The 14,797-nt window shown below is 37.8% G+C and carries 14 protein-coding genes; 8 read left to right on the top strand and 6 right to left on the bottom strand.

The genetic code is table 11. The features are described from left to right. Positions 1 to 71 precede the first annotated feature (71 nt). The 4 genes from dnaA to ACI6PS_RS07430 are packed head-to-tail and all read left to right on the top strand — an operon-like array spanning position 72 to position 3,032. Entirely contained in the window at positions 72 to 1,499 is a 1,428-nt protein-coding gene (gene dnaA, locus ACI6PS_RS07445) for a chromosomal replication initiator protein DnaA (protein WP_421011925.1), read from the top strand. Position 1,500: 1 nt separating this feature from the next. Continuing rightward, on the top strand, positions 1,501 to 1,974 hold the full coding sequence (locus ACI6PS_RS07440; protein WP_421011924.1) for a low molecular weight protein-tyrosine-phosphatase: 474 nt from the start codon (positions 1,501 to 1,503) through the stop codon (positions 1,972 to 1,974). Positions 1,975 to 2,000: 26 nt separating this feature from the next. Further along, complete coding sequence (locus ACI6PS_RS07435) at positions 2,001 to 2,750, top strand: SAM-dependent methyltransferase (protein ID WP_421011923.1); 750 nt, start codon at positions 2,001 to 2,003, stop codon at positions 2,748 to 2,750. A gap of 45 nt (positions 2,751 to 2,795) precedes the next feature. Beyond that, entirely contained in the window at positions 2,796 to 3,032 is a 237-nt protein-coding gene (locus ACI6PS_RS07430) for an addiction module protein (protein WP_421011922.1), read from the top strand. A 338-nt stretch (positions 3,033 to 3,370) separates the two neighbouring features. Here the strand turns inward: ACI6PS_RS07430 and ACI6PS_RS07425 are convergent, their stop codons facing one another. The 5 genes from ACI6PS_RS07425 to dapF all read right to left on the bottom strand — a co-directional run bounded on the left by ACI6PS_RS07425 (position 3,371) and on the right by dapF (position 7,402). Continuing rightward, positions 3,371 to 4,009, bottom strand: a complete 639-nt coding sequence (locus tag ACI6PS_RS07425) for a peptidoglycan-binding protein LysM (RefSeq protein ID WP_421011921.1) — start codon at positions 4,007 to 4,009, stop codon at positions 3,371 to 3,373. Between the two features lie 97 nt (positions 4,010 to 4,106). After that, on the bottom strand, positions 4,107 to 5,024 hold the full coding sequence (locus tag ACI6PS_RS07420; RefSeq protein ID WP_421011920.1) for a DUF2279 domain-containing protein: 918 nt from the start codon (positions 5,022 to 5,024) through the stop codon (positions 4,107 to 4,109). A gap of 1 nt (position 5,025) precedes the next feature. After that, entirely contained in the window at positions 5,026 to 6,066 is a 1,041-nt protein-coding gene (gene mltG / locus ACI6PS_RS07415) for an endolytic transglycosylase MltG (RefSeq protein ID WP_421011919.1), read from the bottom strand. A gap of 12 nt (positions 6,067 to 6,078) precedes the next feature. Then, the gene (locus ACI6PS_RS07410) at positions 6,079 to 6,612 is read right to left on the bottom strand and encodes a GNAT family N-acetyltransferase (RefSeq protein WP_421011918.1); all 534 of its coding nucleotides are present in this window, start codon (positions 6,610 to 6,612) and stop codon (positions 6,079 to 6,081) included. 7 nt (positions 6,613 to 6,619) lie between these two features. Beyond that, a complete protein-coding gene (gene dapF, locus ACI6PS_RS07405) occupies positions 6,620 to 7,402 on the bottom strand; it encodes a diaminopimelate epimerase (RefSeq protein ID WP_421011917.1) in 783 nt (260 codons plus the stop codon). Between the two features lie 309 nt (positions 7,403 to 7,711). Between dapF and ACI6PS_RS07400 the strand changes: the two genes are divergently transcribed. From ACI6PS_RS07400 to ACI6PS_RS07390, 3 genes are all read left to right on the top strand, one after another. Beyond that, on the top strand, positions 7,712 to 9,106 hold the full coding sequence (locus tag ACI6PS_RS07400) for a trypsin-like peptidase domain-containing protein (protein WP_421011916.1): 1,395 nt from the start codon (positions 7,712 to 7,714) through the stop codon (positions 9,104 to 9,106). Between the two features lie 220 nt (positions 9,107 to 9,326). Then, positions 9,327 to 10,778: a glyceraldehyde-3-phosphate dehydrogenase gene (locus ACI6PS_RS07395; protein ID WP_421011915.1), complete on the top strand. Its 1,452-nt coding sequence runs from the start codon at positions 9,327 to 9,329 to the stop codon at positions 10,776 to 10,778. 142 nt (positions 10,779 to 10,920) lie between these two features. Next, a complete protein-coding gene (locus ACI6PS_RS07390; RefSeq protein ID WP_421011914.1) occupies positions 10,921 to 11,283 on the top strand; it encodes a hypothetical protein in 363 nt (120 codons plus the stop codon). Positions 11,284 to 11,330: 47 nt separating this feature from the next. Here ACI6PS_RS07390 and ACI6PS_RS07385 read toward each other — a convergent pair whose 3' ends face one another. After that, entirely contained in the window at positions 11,331 to 12,740 is a 1,410-nt protein-coding gene (locus ACI6PS_RS07385) for an APC family permease (protein ID WP_421011913.1), read from the bottom strand. A gap of 268 nt (positions 12,741 to 13,008) precedes the next feature. On the opposite strand from ACI6PS_RS07385, the gene ACI6PS_RS07380 reads away from it, so the two are divergent. Next, positions 13,009 to 14,433, top strand: a complete 1,425-nt coding sequence (locus ACI6PS_RS07380) for an MATE family efflux transporter (RefSeq protein WP_421011912.1) — start codon at positions 13,009 to 13,011, stop codon at positions 14,431 to 14,433. The last annotated feature ends 364 nt before the right edge of the window (positions 14,434 to 14,797 follow it).

Raw genomic sequence — 14,797 nt, 5'->3', positions numbered from 1 at the left:
TAAAAGCGGAAAAACCACTACATTTTTAGTAAGATAAACCATTAATAACAAAAGCAAAACTAATAGAATATATGAACAAAACTGCTCAATCAGTATGGGAAAACTGTCTTCTATTTATAAAAGATAATATCCAGGATCAAGCTTATAAAACTTGGTTCGAACCGATTAAGTCAGTTGAGCTAACCGACAATGCTTTGTATATTCAAGTTCCAAGTAAATTCTTCTACGAATGGCTCGAGGAACACTATGTGAAATTATTAAAAGTTGCCCTTACCAAAGAACTTGGGAAAAACGCAAAGTTACTCTATAAAATTAAAATGGAGAACACTTACGGAAACAAACAACCTTTTACGGAACAATTGCCGAGTGCTCACAGAGCTCCGATGAAAGCTCAAGAAGTGGATGCTCCGTTCAAGAATTTGAATCCAGAACTTAAAAATCCTTTTGTAATTCCGGGAATCAGAAACCTTAAGATTGAATCTCAGCTTAATGCTAATTACAGCTTTGACAATTTCTTGGAGGGAGATTCTAATAGATTGGCGCGTTCTGCAGGTATGGCTGTTGCCAACAAACCTGGAGGAACTTCCTTTAATCCTCTGTTGATTTTTGGTGGAGTTGGTTTAGGAAAAACCCATTTGGCCCACGCTATTGGGGTTGAAATTAAAGATAAATATCCTGAAAAAACGGTTTTGTACATCTCTGCCGAAATTTTCACACAACAATATATTGATTCTGTAAAGAAAAACAACCGTAACGATTTCATTCATTTCTATCAATTGATTGATATTTTGATTATCGATGACGTTCAATTTCTTTCAGGAAAAACAGGTACTCAAGACGTATTCTTTCACATTTTCAACTATTTGCACCAAAACGGTAAACAGGTAATACTGACTTCTGATAAGGCTCCAGTTGACATGCAGGACATAGAGCAAAGATTGTTATCCCGTTTCAAATGGGGACTTTCTGCCGAATTGCACCAACCGGATTACGAAACAAGGATTTCCATCTTAAAGAACATCTTGTATCGTGATGGTGTTGAAATGCCAGAAGAAATCATCGAATATGTGGCCAGAAACATCAAATCAAATGTTCGTGAACTTGAGGGTGCCATCATCTCTCTAATCGCACAATCTTCTTTCAATAAAAAAGAAGTGACTATTGATTTGGCTAAACAAGTAGTTGAGAAGTTTGTTAAGAATGTAAAACGTGAAATATCCATTGATTACATCCAGAAAGTGGTTTCGGATTATTTTCAATTGGATGTAGATACTTTGCAATCTAAAACTAGAAAACGCCACGTGGTTCAAGCAAGGCAATTGGCAATGTTTTTTGCGAAGAAATTTACAAAAGCCTCATTGGCAAATATTGGTTCGCAAATTGGAGACCGCGATCACGCTACGGTTTTGCACGCTTGCAAAACGGTTGACAACTTGGTTTCTACCGATAAACAATTCAAGAAATTTGTGGAAGACATCCACAAGAAACTTTCCCTTTAAAATGCCAGTGAGGATTTTGATGGTGTGCCTTGGCAATATTTGCCGTTCTCCTTTGGCAGAAGGCATCTTGGCATCGAAACTTCCAAAAGATAAATTCTTTGTAGATTCTGCAGGAACAGGCAATTACCATATTGGCAAAAAGCCTGATAATCGTTCTATTGGCATTGCAAAACGCAAAGGAATTGATATTTCTTGTCAGAAAGCTAGACAATTTACTGCACGAGATTACAAGGAATACGATTATATTTATGTGATGGATGGTTCCAATTACAGCAACGTAATTGATTTGGCTCCCGATGAAAATTCGAAGAAAAAAGTTTCCCTAATTTTAAACGAGCTTTTTCCCAACGAAAATGTAGATGTTCCAGACCCTTATTTTGGGCTAGAGAATGGCTTTGCAACTGTTTATGAAATGCTCGATGAAGTTTGTGATGTGATTGCTGAAAAGCTCATCAAAGAACATACTACTTCATAATTTTCTCTTTTCTAATATAAAATTTCATGAAACCAACCTTACTCAAAGGAAAATTGTATTTAATTCCAACAACCTTAGGCGACACAAACAATAGCGACTTGTCGAAGCAAACTGAACCTATGGATGTATTACCGCAAACGGTAAAAAGAGCAATTGATTTCATTGACACTTATATTGTTGAAAACGAAAAAACAGCAAGGAGGTTTATTAAAAGCATTCATCCTGAAAAGGTGCAATCCAGTTTAAAACTCAGCGCTTTAAACAAACATACCGAAAAATCAGAGCATTTTTCGATGATAAAGCCTTGTCTAGATGGCCATAATGTGGGTTTGATGTCAGAAGCGGGTTGTCCCGGAGTTGCCGATCCAGGAGCAGTAATTGTAAAATTGGCTCATGAAAACGGAATCCAAGTCGTTCCTTTGGTTGGTCCATCTTCAATTTTATTGGCAATCATGGCTTCAGGAATGAACGGTCAGAGTTTTGCATTTAATGGATATTTGCCAATTGATAAATCAGAAAAAAAATCGGCTTTAAAAAATTTGGAAAAACTTTCGGGTGATAAAAATCAGTCACAGATTTTTATAGAAACACCTTATCGGAACAATAAAATGTTGGAAGATATTTTGCAAGCGATTAATCCTACGACTTATTTATGTATTGCTTGTGACATCACTTTACCAACAGAATACATCAAAACAATGCGGGCTTCGGATTGGAAAAAAGCAAAGATTGATTTGCATAACCGACCGACTATTTTTATCATTCATAGGATGTAAGGACTTCTTGAAAATTGCTATATTTGAGATACTAAATAAATTGCAATGAAGATAAAATATATCAAAGATCAAAAAGGCAAAACTACTGATGTCGTTTTATCTTTAAAAGATTGGGAAACCATTAAAAACTCTTTTCCTGATATTGAAGAGATTACAGATGATATACCGACATGGCATAAAGAAATTCTTGACCAGCGACTTGAAAATATTCAAAAATATCCTGAAAACATAACTACTTGGGATACAGTTCAAGAAGAAATTAAAAAGAAATATCGCTTATAATATTATATTTGAGCCAAACGTAAATTTAGAAATAACCGACCAAATTGATTGGTACAATTCTACCTCAAAAGGTTTAGGTTTCCGATTTTATAAAAACCATCAGAATCAGATTTCAATTATTTCTAAAAATCCTTATCTATTTGCTAATAAATACAAATCAACCAAAGTTTCCTATTTGAAGATTTTTCCGTTTGCCATTTACTACATTATTTTCGAAGAAACTAATACGGTTTTAATTTTAGCAATACTTCACACAAGCAGAAAACCACTTCATCTATAAAAACAAAAAAACTGCCTTCCAGCAGTTTTTTTTTATTTTATAAATGAAGGAAAGGTGATTACCTTTTCACTTTAGCATTACTATCGGCTACAATAAAAGAAGTATCAAAGCCACCAAATGCTTTCATATAGCTTTTTAATGAAGTTCCGTAATTATCCTTGATTGACTTCTTCCCTTCATTTCTGAAATACTTTTTCACAGAACCAGCTCCACCCAGATGAGCAGCCGCTAAAATTCCCGATTCGGTAACTTTGATTCCGTTTACGACCTTACCTTCGTATTGTTCGATTTCTTCCCTCAATTCCCATTTATTTTTGGCAAGCAATGCTTTGAATGCTTTTTCTTGCAAACGAGGATTGTTTAAAAATTCAGAGGTATTGTGAATTCCGATGGCTCGCAAGGCAGCAACACCAAATTGGTATTTACCCATATAACCTAGGGTATTGATTAAGCGATATCTTCCTTGTGATTCTTTGAATGCGAGTGCTTCTTTGAAGCCTGTGAAGGATTTTCCTGTGAATGGAAAATTAAAATCTGAGTATTCTTCTTCCTCAAGTGAGGGAAATAAATGAAGTAATTCTTCATTTTCTGAAACATAAAACCAATCTTTATTTTGTTGTTCAGATGGTTTAAAACTTAAGCTTATAAAAGCTACAACAATTGCAATACTAGTGTAATAGATCCATTTTTTAGTCATACTTTGTTTTTCTTCTCAACCTGTCACACCGAGAAATTTCTACGGGGCAAATATACGACAAAAAATATAAAGCTGAAAATCAGCATGTTAATATTTTCTAAAAGTAAAGAACATGGAATTTTGACTTTCCTAAGCTATTGATTTCAAACGTCGGAGCGGGAATTTTGATGGTGTTGAAAATGGAAAAAAGTGTTTTTAAAGTATGTGATTTTGTTTCAACTCTAGTCAAATCAACATCCAAACTCAGGTAAAATTGACGTATTCTGGTCTTCTCTGGAAAGAAAACGGTGTTTACCAAGACATCATCTCCCGTAATCATGCCTTCGGCTCCATAACCAACGGCAACGTTCAACCATTTTGGAATTTTTGAATCTTTAAAAAAAGAATGGATATTACCCGAAAGCCAATAGGTTTGACCGTTGTAATCTTTTAAAATCTGTTCGTTTAGCGATTCTCCTAAAACATTCGGACGAGCAGAAGCATAAGGTGTGGTGTGGAATGAAAATTTCGGAACAATACGTTGTTCGTTCCAAAGCAATTCTTGCGAAACATATAAAGCCGTTCCGGAAGCATTTGCCACCATGTCGCCCCAGGAAAAACCCCATTCAGACGAATGTCCGTCGAAGATCTCAACGGCTGTAAGAAAACCCAGTCCAAGTGTTGAGCCATAAATCAGTTGGCTTTTCTGACTGGCTCCACTCCATTCGAGCAATTCCGCTCCAAATCTTCCCATCTGATAGGAGGAAAATACATGTCCAGCCTTGTCCATTTGAAGCCATTGGGCATTGTCATTTTTTAGATGAAAACTGGATTTTGCATAATCGCTGTACCAAACTTGGTTCAAAGCAACTAAGGTTCCCGTTAATACAACAGCTTCCGAAATGACAACCGCATTTCTTCGTTGAACATTTAAAGTATCAGCGGGCTTGAGGAAACTATCCAATTTGCTTTGTCCGAAAAAATTCGAAAAAGAGCCGATTAAAAAAAGTAAAAGTATGTGCTTCGAAAATTTCAAACTATCGTTTTATACCTTGTTTGCTTACCCAAGCCACATATTTTTGACGATTTACTTCGTGTTGGGCTGGCGTTAGCGCAAATTCGTGGTAACCAAAGTTCGTCACGCTTGCACAGAAATAAATATAGTTGTGCTTTTCTGGATTCAAAACTGCATCAAGAGCCGTAATATCAGGCATAGCGATCGGTCCGGGAGGCAGACCTTCATTTCTATAGGTATTATAAGGAGAAACGGTTTCCAAATCTTTATACAAAACACGTTTGATAACTTGGTCCCAATCTCCTGAAGTTTTCTTTACCGCATAAATAACCGTTGGATCAGCTTCGAGTTTCATTCCAGTGTTTAATCTGTTCAAGTAAACTCCTGCTACTCTTGGACGTTCATCCTTTTTTACGGTTTCTTTGTGTACAATAGAAGCTAAAGCAGAAACTTGAAGCGGTGTTAAATTTTGAGCTTCGGCTTTTGCTAGTCTTTCCGGTGTCCAGAATTTACGGTATTCCTTTGCCATTCTTTCGCGGAATTTCTCGGCATTAACGTCCCAGAAAAATTCATACGAATTTGGAATGAACATGCTCAAAACATTTTCCTCTGTAAAACCGTTATCTTTTAAGAATTTTTCATCTTTGAAAGCATTCAGCAAACTCAAGCTATCGGCTTCAATTTGGGTTGCAATTCTTCCAGCGAAATCTTCCAATCGTTCTTGATTGTTGAAGGCAAGATTTACCGGAACTTCCTGACGAAGGCTGTTCACGATATCGTTGCTGTTCATTCCGTTTTTCAACAAAAATTTACCCGATTTTACGTTCGCCACATACGATTTCTTCTCGGCAACCATATTAAACTTACCAATATCTTCTACATAAGGCTTGATGATTTCCACAACCTGATTGTAATTCGCATCGGTTGGAATATAAACAAAAACTTCTTTTTCGCTAAATTTTGTATTGGCAGAAAAGATTTTTCTATACGTAAGATAACCGTAAATCGAAGCGATTACCACTACAACAAGCGAAAAATAAACGAGGATTTTTTTTACTTTCAAAGTATTTATATTTTAAAATGATTGATTGATTAATTGAAAAAGGGATTCATCAAGATATTGGCCGTTGACCAAATTCCATTGCTTTTTTGTTCCGATTAATTGAAATCCAAAATTAGTAAAAAGCTTTAAACTTGCTTCATTATTGCCATCAATATTTGCATAAAGCTGGTGTAAATTTAAATGCGTAAAAGCATAGCTGATTAAGAGTTGCAAAGCTTCTGAACCATTACCATTGCCTCTATTTTCTTTATTTTGAATCAGAATACCAATTCCAGCACGGTTATTTCTTGGGTCATAATCGAATAAATCAATCAAACCGATGGCTGAAAAATTGTCATTTTGGCAAATGGCCAATCGCAATTGCTTGGCTTCGTAAATATCCTGATGGGCATTTTCCAAGTACTGACGAATCAGAAAACGACTGTAAGGTGTTTGGGTATTGCTGACATTCCAAATGGATTCGTCATTTTCTATGGCATACACAAACTCGAGGTCTTCGGGTTCGATTGCTCTTAGATAAATGTTTTGTCCTTTTAATGTTATCATTTGGAATTTATATTTCGATTGTTCCAGAGAAAACAAATGTAGCCGGTCCTTTTAAGAAAACGTCTGTAAACTTGTTGTCATTTGAATGAAAAGAAACTTCCAATTTTCCGCCTTCTACATTTAATTGAATTGTATCGGAATTTGTTTTTCCTAGCACTTTCATTGCGATTGCAGTTGCCGTTGCACCGGTTCCGCAAGAAAAAGTTTCATCCTCTACTCCTCTTTCATACGTTCGAAGTGAAAACGTAGAATCGTCCACTTGTTTTACAAAATTGACGTTGCTTCCTTTTTCGCCATACAATGCTCCGTAACGAATTTGTGAACCTCTGGATTTTACATCCAAATTTTTCAAATCGTCTACGATTTCGACGTGATGAGGCGAACCGGTATCGAGGAAAACATATTCTGGTGTGATTTTTATATCGGCAACATCTTTCATTTGAAGGGAAACAATTCCGTCCTCGAAGATTGTAGCGTGGTGCAAACCATCGGTTGCGATGAAAGTGGTTTCTTTTTCGATGACCTCTAAACTTTTTGCGAAAGCGACCAAGCATCTTCCGCCGTTTCCGCACATAGAGCTCTGGTTTCCATCGGAATTATAATACACCATTCGGAAATCTGTCGAATTGTCATTTTCTAAAAGGATCAAACCATCGGCTCCAATGCCAAATCTTCGATCGCATAATTGCTCGATTAATTTGGTATTATTTTTGGGAAATTGGTCATCACGATTGTCTATCATCACAAAATCGTTGCCCGTTCCTTGGTATTTGTAGAATTTGATTTGCACTTTTTTGGGTTTAAGGTTCTGGATTTAAGGTTTTGGATATGGCGTTTAAAGGATGCTATTCGTTTTTATATAGCCCCGACTGGAGGGAAAATCCTTTTTGTTTTTTCTTTAAAAACAAAAAGATTTGGAAGGAAGGCGGGAATAGGGTTTAAACAAATGCCCGAGCGACTTGCTCCTAATAAAAAATAGCAACACAAAGTTACGAATATTAATGAAAAGTTAATCATTGTTAATCGAGCGTTAAACTGATTTTAGGTGAGGAATCAATCAATTAATTTTACTGTTAAATAACTTAATTATTATCAAACAATGAAAAGATTTGGAAATTTATTCTTGGTGGCCTTGTTAAGTGGGGCGACGACTCTTGGTGCTTATAAAGTGCTGTTTGATGACGGTGGCGTGTTAGAATCGAAATCGGTTGTGACGATGGCGCCCAATAATTTTTCAAGAAATGTAGGGCTTGGAGCCGAAACGGTTGATTTTACGGATGCGGCGGACAAGGCGGTTCATTCGGTGGTTCACGTGAAGAACGTTTCGTACCGAACGGTTTCAAACCCGATTATGGAGTTTTTTTACGGCTACAAAGGTGGTCAACAGCAAGAACAAGTGGGTACAGGTTCTGGTGTGATTATTTCGGAAGATGGTTATATCGTGACGAACAATCACGTGATTAAAGATGCCCAGGACATTGAAATTACGCTAAACAACAGAAAATCATACAAGGCAAAATTGATAGGAACGGATGCTAAAATGGACATCGCGTTGTTGAAAATTGATGCCGATGTCAAACTATCCTATTCTACTTTTGCTGATTCTGATAACGTAAAAGTTGGAGAATGGGTTTTAGCGGTTGGAAATCCTTATAACTTGACTTCGACTGTTACGGCGGGTATCGTTTCGGCGAAAGCCAGAAATTTAGATACGAACGGAATCCAATCCTTTATCCAAACCGATGCCGCTGTAAATCCTGGAAACAGTGGTGGTGCTTTGGTAAATACTAGAGGCGAATTGGTGGGAATCAATACGATGATTTCGTCGATGACAGGTTCGTATGTGGGTTATTCTTTTGCGGTTCCTTCTAATATTACCCGAAAAATTATTGAAGATATCATGGAGTTTGGAAATGTTCAACGTGGTATGCTTGGTGTTGAAGGTGCTGAATTGAATGCAACAATGTCGAAGGAATTTGGTATAAATCAGACAGAAGGTTTCTTTATAAACCGTGTGAACAAAAATTCCGGTGCTGAAAAATCGGGGTTGACCAAAGGTGATATCATCGTAAAATTAGACAACCAAAATATCTCGTCTGCGGCGGATTTGAACAGTTACATCAATACGAAACGACCTAACGATAAGGTGCAAGTTACTTTTTTAAGAGATGAAAAATTGATGACGACTTCTGTTTCATTATCGAAAAATGACATCATCAACACCGAATTTAAAGGTATTAAGATTGAAAATATTGGTACTGCCGACAAGAAGAAATTCAGAATTGGATATGGTGTAAAAATCCAAGAAATTGAAAATCCAAGATTGGCGCGTTATGCTGATGAGCTTTCTGGTGCTATCATCCTTAAAGTAGACAACATCAAAGCTGTTGATGTTGAAACCGTTTCTAAAATTATGTCGAACAAAGAGGAAGAAGAAGGAGTTCAGATTGAATTGATCACAACTTCAGGACAGATTGTTCGAATGATTATATAATATGTTTCCCAAATTTTTAGATCAAGCCGATAGTTTCTATCGGCTTTTTATTTTATAAAGATCTGTTTTATGTATTTAGAAAAGCATTTCATAGTTCTAAATAACTGATTCAAAACATTTGTAAAAATAATTCCTTAAAACATTTCACGAAAACGTTATAGTTGATTACTTTTGCACCGAATTAAAAATCGACAACACTAACTATTTATAATTTAAACGAATGGACAACAAAAGGGCATCCTACGAAAAAGAGCTTTCTTTTCAGGCAGACAGAAGACGTGCTGGTGTAGAATTTATTAAAATCATCAGCGATTTATGGTATGACAAATCAATTGAATTGGTTTTTTTTAGAAACCAATTGATCGACAGAAACGTAAGCGAAATCATCAACCTACACGAATATGCTGGTGGATTTGTAGAAAAACCTATCTCTGTTTTTGATTCTGTTGAAATCGCAAGAGCAATCCTTTCCCTTGATTTACCGCCTTCAAAATTGGATATCGGAAAACTTACGTATGAGTTTCACTTGGAAGACGACAAATACAACGATTCTAAATCATTCGTAATTGACAAGCTTAAAAACGCAAAAGAGTTCAAGAACATCAATCCTAAAAACGTAGTATTGTACGGTTTTGGACGTATCGGACGTTTATTGGCGCGTGAGTTGATGTCAAAAGCTGGAAAAGGAGATCAATTGCGTTTGCGAGCGATTGTAACACGTGACAAAAATGATGCTACTACTTTAGAGAAAAGAGCTTCATTGTTGCGTTATGACTCGATCCATGGAGATTTCCAAGGTTCGGTAATTGCTGATCCAGAAAACAATGCCTTGATTATCAACGGGACAACCGTTCATATCATTACAGCAAATGCTCCAGAAGAAATTGACTATACTGCATTTGGTATCGACGATGCCTTAGTTATAGACAACACAGGTGTTTTCACAACGCAAGAAGCTTTGGCAAGACACTTGACTTGCAAAGGCGTTGACAAAGTTTTATTGACTGCTCCAGGAAAAGGTATCCCAAACATCGTTCACGGTGTAAACCACACCGAATACAATCCAGACGAAGTGAATATTTTCTCTGCCGCTTCTTGTACAACAAATGCAATCACACCGGTTTTGAAAGCAATCGAAGATACATTGGGCGTTGTAAAAGGCCACTTGGAAACCATCCACGCTTATACAAACGACCAAAATCTTGTGGATAATATGCACAAGAAATACCGTCGTGGTAGAGCAGCTGCCTTGAACATGGTTATTACTGAAACAGGTGCTGGAAGTGCGGTTGCAAAAGCATTGCCTTCTTTGGCTGGTAAATTGACTTCAAACGCTATCCGTGTTCCGGTGCCAAACGGTTCTCTTGTAGTTTTAAATCTTGAGGTTAACAAAGAAACTTCTGTTGCCGAAATCAATGCGATTATGAAAAAATATGCATTAGAAGGCGAATTGGTAGAACAAATTAAATATTCAATCAATAATGAATTGGTTTCTTCGGATATTGTAGGAACTTCTGCTCCATCGATTTATGACAGCAACGCAACTATCGTTTCTGCAGATGGAAAAAACATTGTACTATATATCTGGTATGATAACGAATATGGCTACAGCCACCAAGTTATCCGACTTGCAAAATATATTTCTAAAGTAAGAAGATTTGCTTACTATTAATAGATAAACACCAAAAACCAACCAAACCAACGAAAAACCGTCCTGGATTCAGGACGGTTTTTTTATTTTATAAAAAAAATAATTTTATAAAATAATTTTATATTTTTACATGGTATAATAATTTTCCCCAAAATCTGTTATTATGTCCAAAATCATTACCCTACTTCTATTTAGCTATGGTTCAATGTTTTCACAACAGAACACAGCAACCTACGACTACGGTCATAACGGAATGGAATTAGTTGCCACAAAAAGCAACGAGACCGTCATCATCAATAACTTTAATGCAAAGATGACCATCCGCGAAGATATTGCCGAGAAATTACTCGATTTATACAACGCTAATGGCTTGATTACCGATACAGATATTACGGTCATTGGAGATGAAGCAAAAGTAAATGGCAAAATCATTATCCAGAAGAAAGACAAGCTAACTTCTGTTAATTTCTATTATGAAAAAGTGGAATGGAATTCCGGATTGACAGAAGTCTATAAAAAACCATAAAAAAATAGAGCCATAGTATTTATGGCTCTTTTTTTTTTATATCTACTTTATTCTTTTGGCTTAGTCAAATAATAGATTGGAATTCCCAATAACATTATCGCTACACCCCAGCCGCAAGTGGACAATCGGGTAAAAAGCAACGACACACAAAATGCCGATGCTACTATTATATACATAAAAGGTAAAACTGGATATCCAAAAGCTTTATAAGGTCTGTCAGCGTCAGGGCGTTTTTTCCTTAGGATAAAGATTCCGTAGATGGTAAGGATGTAAAAAATGATGACGATGATCATTACAAAATCCAAAAGAGCGCCGTATTTTCCTGTTAGGCATAAAGCCGAAGCCCAGATGCATTGTGCCCATAACGCCCAAGCCGGCACACTTGCCATATTTAAATTTGCTGCTTTCTTAAAGAACAATCCGTCCTTTGCCATCGTATAATATACCCTTGCTCCCGCCATGATCAATCCGTTGTTACAGGCAAAGGTGGAAATCATGATCATGATCGCAATAATCAGCGTACCAATGTTTCCGAAAATATATTCTGAAGCCACTACTGCTACCCTATCGGATTTTGCGGTTGCAATTTCGTCAAGCGGAATAACGGCCAAGTACATCAAATTGGCCAAGATATAAATTACCGTAACAATCAACGTTCCTAGAAACAAACTCAATCCTACATTGCGCTCTGGCTTTTTGATTTCTCCAGCTATAAAGGTAACGCCATTCCAAGCATCGCTTGAAAATAATGAACCTACCATAGCTGCAGAAATTCCAGTGATCAAAGCAGTTCCACCGATAGGCAACCACGAACCGTCAACAGTATTGAACACTTTCGGATTCCAAGCATCTACCCAATTCGCATCCCAGACTTCGCCTTTGGCAGCAAGTAGAAATCCGAAGATAATCAGTCCCAATAAAGAAGCAATCTTGATGATGGTGAGCACCGTTTGCAGAATCTTGCTGTTCTTGACCCCTCTACTATTAAGGTAAGTCAGGAAAACAATGGTAATGATGGAAACAATTTGGGCCGCATTTAAAGTAAAGAATCCCAGTTCCAACAATATGTTTTGATCACTAAAAGGTTCGTAGAGGTAGGCGGCAAACTTTGAAAAGGCGACTCCCACTGCCGCAATAGTGCCTGTTTGGATAACGGCAAAGAAGCTCCAACCGTATAAAAAAGCAATCAACTTTCCGTAGGCTTCCTTAAGATAGACGTATTGTCCGCCGGCTTTTGGAAACATCGCACTAAGTTCGCCGTAACTTACTGCCGCAATCACGGTGATCAATCCGGAGATGACCCAGATAAGGGTGAGCCATCCGGCCGATCCTACTTGTCTTGCAATATCTGAGCTTACGATGAATATTCCAGATCCGATCATAGAGCCAACCACGAGCATGGTGCCGTCTAGTAATCCGAGTTCTCTTTTAAAATGTTCTTGGTCGTGGTTTTCCATAATTTGGTTTTTGGTTGGTTAAAGATATTATTATTTCGCTATTTTTTTGATTCTTTATTATTTAAACTTGGCTTTAATCCTTAATAATACTGCAATTGGCTGAATTTATTTCAAAAAAGAATATATTTGCCTCACTAAACTTCAGGAAATATGATTGTTTCAGCCGTCCTCACTTTCTAAAACAGGACAATTACTTCTAGAAAACAACAAACTGGGACCGTTTCTCTAAACAGGCTTCCCTTATTTCATTACTCTACATTTATTTACTATGTCGAAAACAGGACAACCTAGGAATATATTTTCTACTATTTTATCGGTTATTAAAAAATCCCTCAAAGGGGAAGAACTCGATTATACAACAGGAAGCATCAGGCTTTCGGTAATTTTATTGGCCATACCGATGATGCTCGAAATGGCAATGGAATCGGTTTTTGCGTTGGTCGATTTGTATTTCGTCGGTCATTTGGAGAACAGCAGTTTTGCGATTCAAACCGTTGGCTTGACCGAATCGGTATTGACGATTATCTACTCGCTCGCCATCGGGATCAGTATGGCGGCAACGGCTGTCGTGGCGCGAAGAATTGGCGAGAAAGATCCTGTTGCCGCTGCAAAAGCTGGTATGCAGGCCATCTTGATTGCGTTTTCCATCACGTCGGTCATTAGTGTATTAGGTGTTATTTTCGGAACGGAGATATTATTGCTGATGGGGGCTTCGCAAGAAGCGGCCGAACACGGAACGCCTTTTATCCGCATCATGATGGGCGGCAGTATCGTGATTATGCTACTGTTCTTGATCAACGGAATCTTTAGGGGTGCCGGAAACGCGGCCATTGCGATGAAGAGTCTTTGGATTGCAAATATTGCCAATATCATTCTTTGTCCGGTTTTGATTAATGGTTTCGGGCCTGTTCCTGCCTTTGGCTTGACTGGTGCGGCGATTGCCACTACCATCGGGCGAAGCATTGGGGTGACCTACCAGCTGTATCATCTGTTTAACGGAAAGAACCTGTTGAAGATTACGCTGGCGTATTTAAAACCGAATTGGGAACAAATAAAAGCCTTGGTAAAGATTGCTTCTCCGGCGGTTTTGCAGTTTGTAATTGCATCCTGCAGTTGGATTTTCCTCGCACAGTTGGTCGCCACAACAGGAGGCGACAACGGTTCGGCGGGGTATCAAACGGCAATGCGACTGATGATGTTTTTCCTTCTACCGGCATGGGGTTTGAGCAATGCGGCGGCGACTTTGGTGGGGCAGAATCTGGGTGCCAACCAAGTACAGCGTGCCGAAGAGGCGGTGCTGAAAACTGTAAAATACAACGTGATTTATATGGCAAGCGTGATGCTGATTTCGCTTTTGGGTGCAGAACTCTTGGTGGCGTTTTTCACCAACGATCCTGAAGTGCAGGTCTATGCCGTGAAAGCGGTTCGGGTAATCGCACTGGGTTATATTTTCTACGGAATCGGGATGGTTTTGATCAATGCGTTTAATGGTGCCGGCGATACCTGGACGCCTACGTGGGTAAACTTTATCGGGTTTTGGCTGTTCCAGATTCCGCTTGCTTATTTCTTGGCAAAATATTTAAAGATGGGCCCGATGGGGGTTTTTGTGGCGATTCCGGTAGCAGAAACAGCGATTACCATTGCGAGTTTTATTTTGTTTAAGAGAGGGAAATGGAAGAAGGTGCAGGTTTAGAAACACTAAAAAAGTGTTTTCTAAAAAATTGAAATGCCGTTACTGGAATTGAAATGCCATTACTGAATTTGAAACATCATTACTGGAATTAAAATACCGCTACTGGGATTGAAATGCCGTTACTGAATTTGAAACGCCGTTACTGGAATTGAAACACCGTTACTGAATCTGAAATACCAAATAGTAATCCTAAAATGCTGTTACTGGAACTAAAACACCGTTACTGGCTCTGAAATGCCAAATCGTAATCCTAAAATACCGTTACCGAAACTAAAACACCGTTACTGAAATTGAAATTCCAAACAGTAATCCTAAAATCCCTTTACTGGAATTAAAATAAAGTACAGTACAACTCAAAAAAAAG

Origin of the sequence: Flavobacterium sp. PLA-1-15 (assembly GCF_049060005.1) — a bacterium.
Taxonomy (GTDB): domain Bacteria; phylum Bacteroidota; class Bacteroidia; order Flavobacteriales; family Flavobacteriaceae; genus Flavobacterium.
This window is presented reverse-complemented; position numbering and strand designations above follow the sequence as displayed.

Bases quoted from the DNA above. Each gene is read 5' to 3' on its own strand.
- dnaA (WP_421011925.1), top strand. From the start codon at position 72: ATGAACAAAACTGCTCAATCAGTATGGGAAAACTGTCTTCTATTTATA.
- ACI6PS_RS07440 (WP_421011924.1), top strand. From the start codon at position 1,501: ATGCCAGTGAGGATTTTGATGGTGTGCCTTGGCAATATTTGCCGTTCT.
- ACI6PS_RS07435 (WP_421011923.1), top strand. From the start codon at position 2,001: ATGAAACCAACCTTACTCAAAGGAAAATTGTATTTAATTCCAACAACC.
- ACI6PS_RS07430 (WP_421011922.1), top strand. From the start codon at position 2,796: ATGAAGATAAAATATATCAAAGATCAAAAAGGCAAAACTACTGATGTC.
- ACI6PS_RS07425 (WP_421011921.1), bottom strand. From the start codon at position 4,009: ATGACTAAAAAATGGATCTATTACACTAGTATTGCAATTGTTGTAGCT.
- ACI6PS_RS07410 (WP_421011918.1), bottom strand. From the start codon at position 6,612: ATGATAACATTAAAAGGACAAAACATTTATCTAAGAGCAATCGAACCC.
- ACI6PS_RS07400 (WP_421011916.1), top strand. From the start codon at position 7,712: ATGAAAAGATTTGGAAATTTATTCTTGGTGGCCTTGTTAAGTGGGGCG.
- ACI6PS_RS07395 (WP_421011915.1), top strand. From the start codon at position 9,327: ATGGACAACAAAAGGGCATCCTACGAAAAAGAGCTTTCTTTTCAGGCA.
- ACI6PS_RS07390 (WP_421011914.1), top strand. From the start codon at position 10,921: ATGTCCAAAATCATTACCCTACTTCTATTTAGCTATGGTTCAATGTTT.
- ACI6PS_RS07385 (WP_421011913.1), bottom strand. From the start codon at position 12,740: ATGGAAAACCACGACCAAGAACATTTTAAAAGAGAACTCGGATTACTA.
- ACI6PS_RS07380 (WP_421011912.1), top strand. From the start codon at position 13,009: ATGTCGAAAACAGGACAACCTAGGAATATATTTTCTACTATTTTATCG.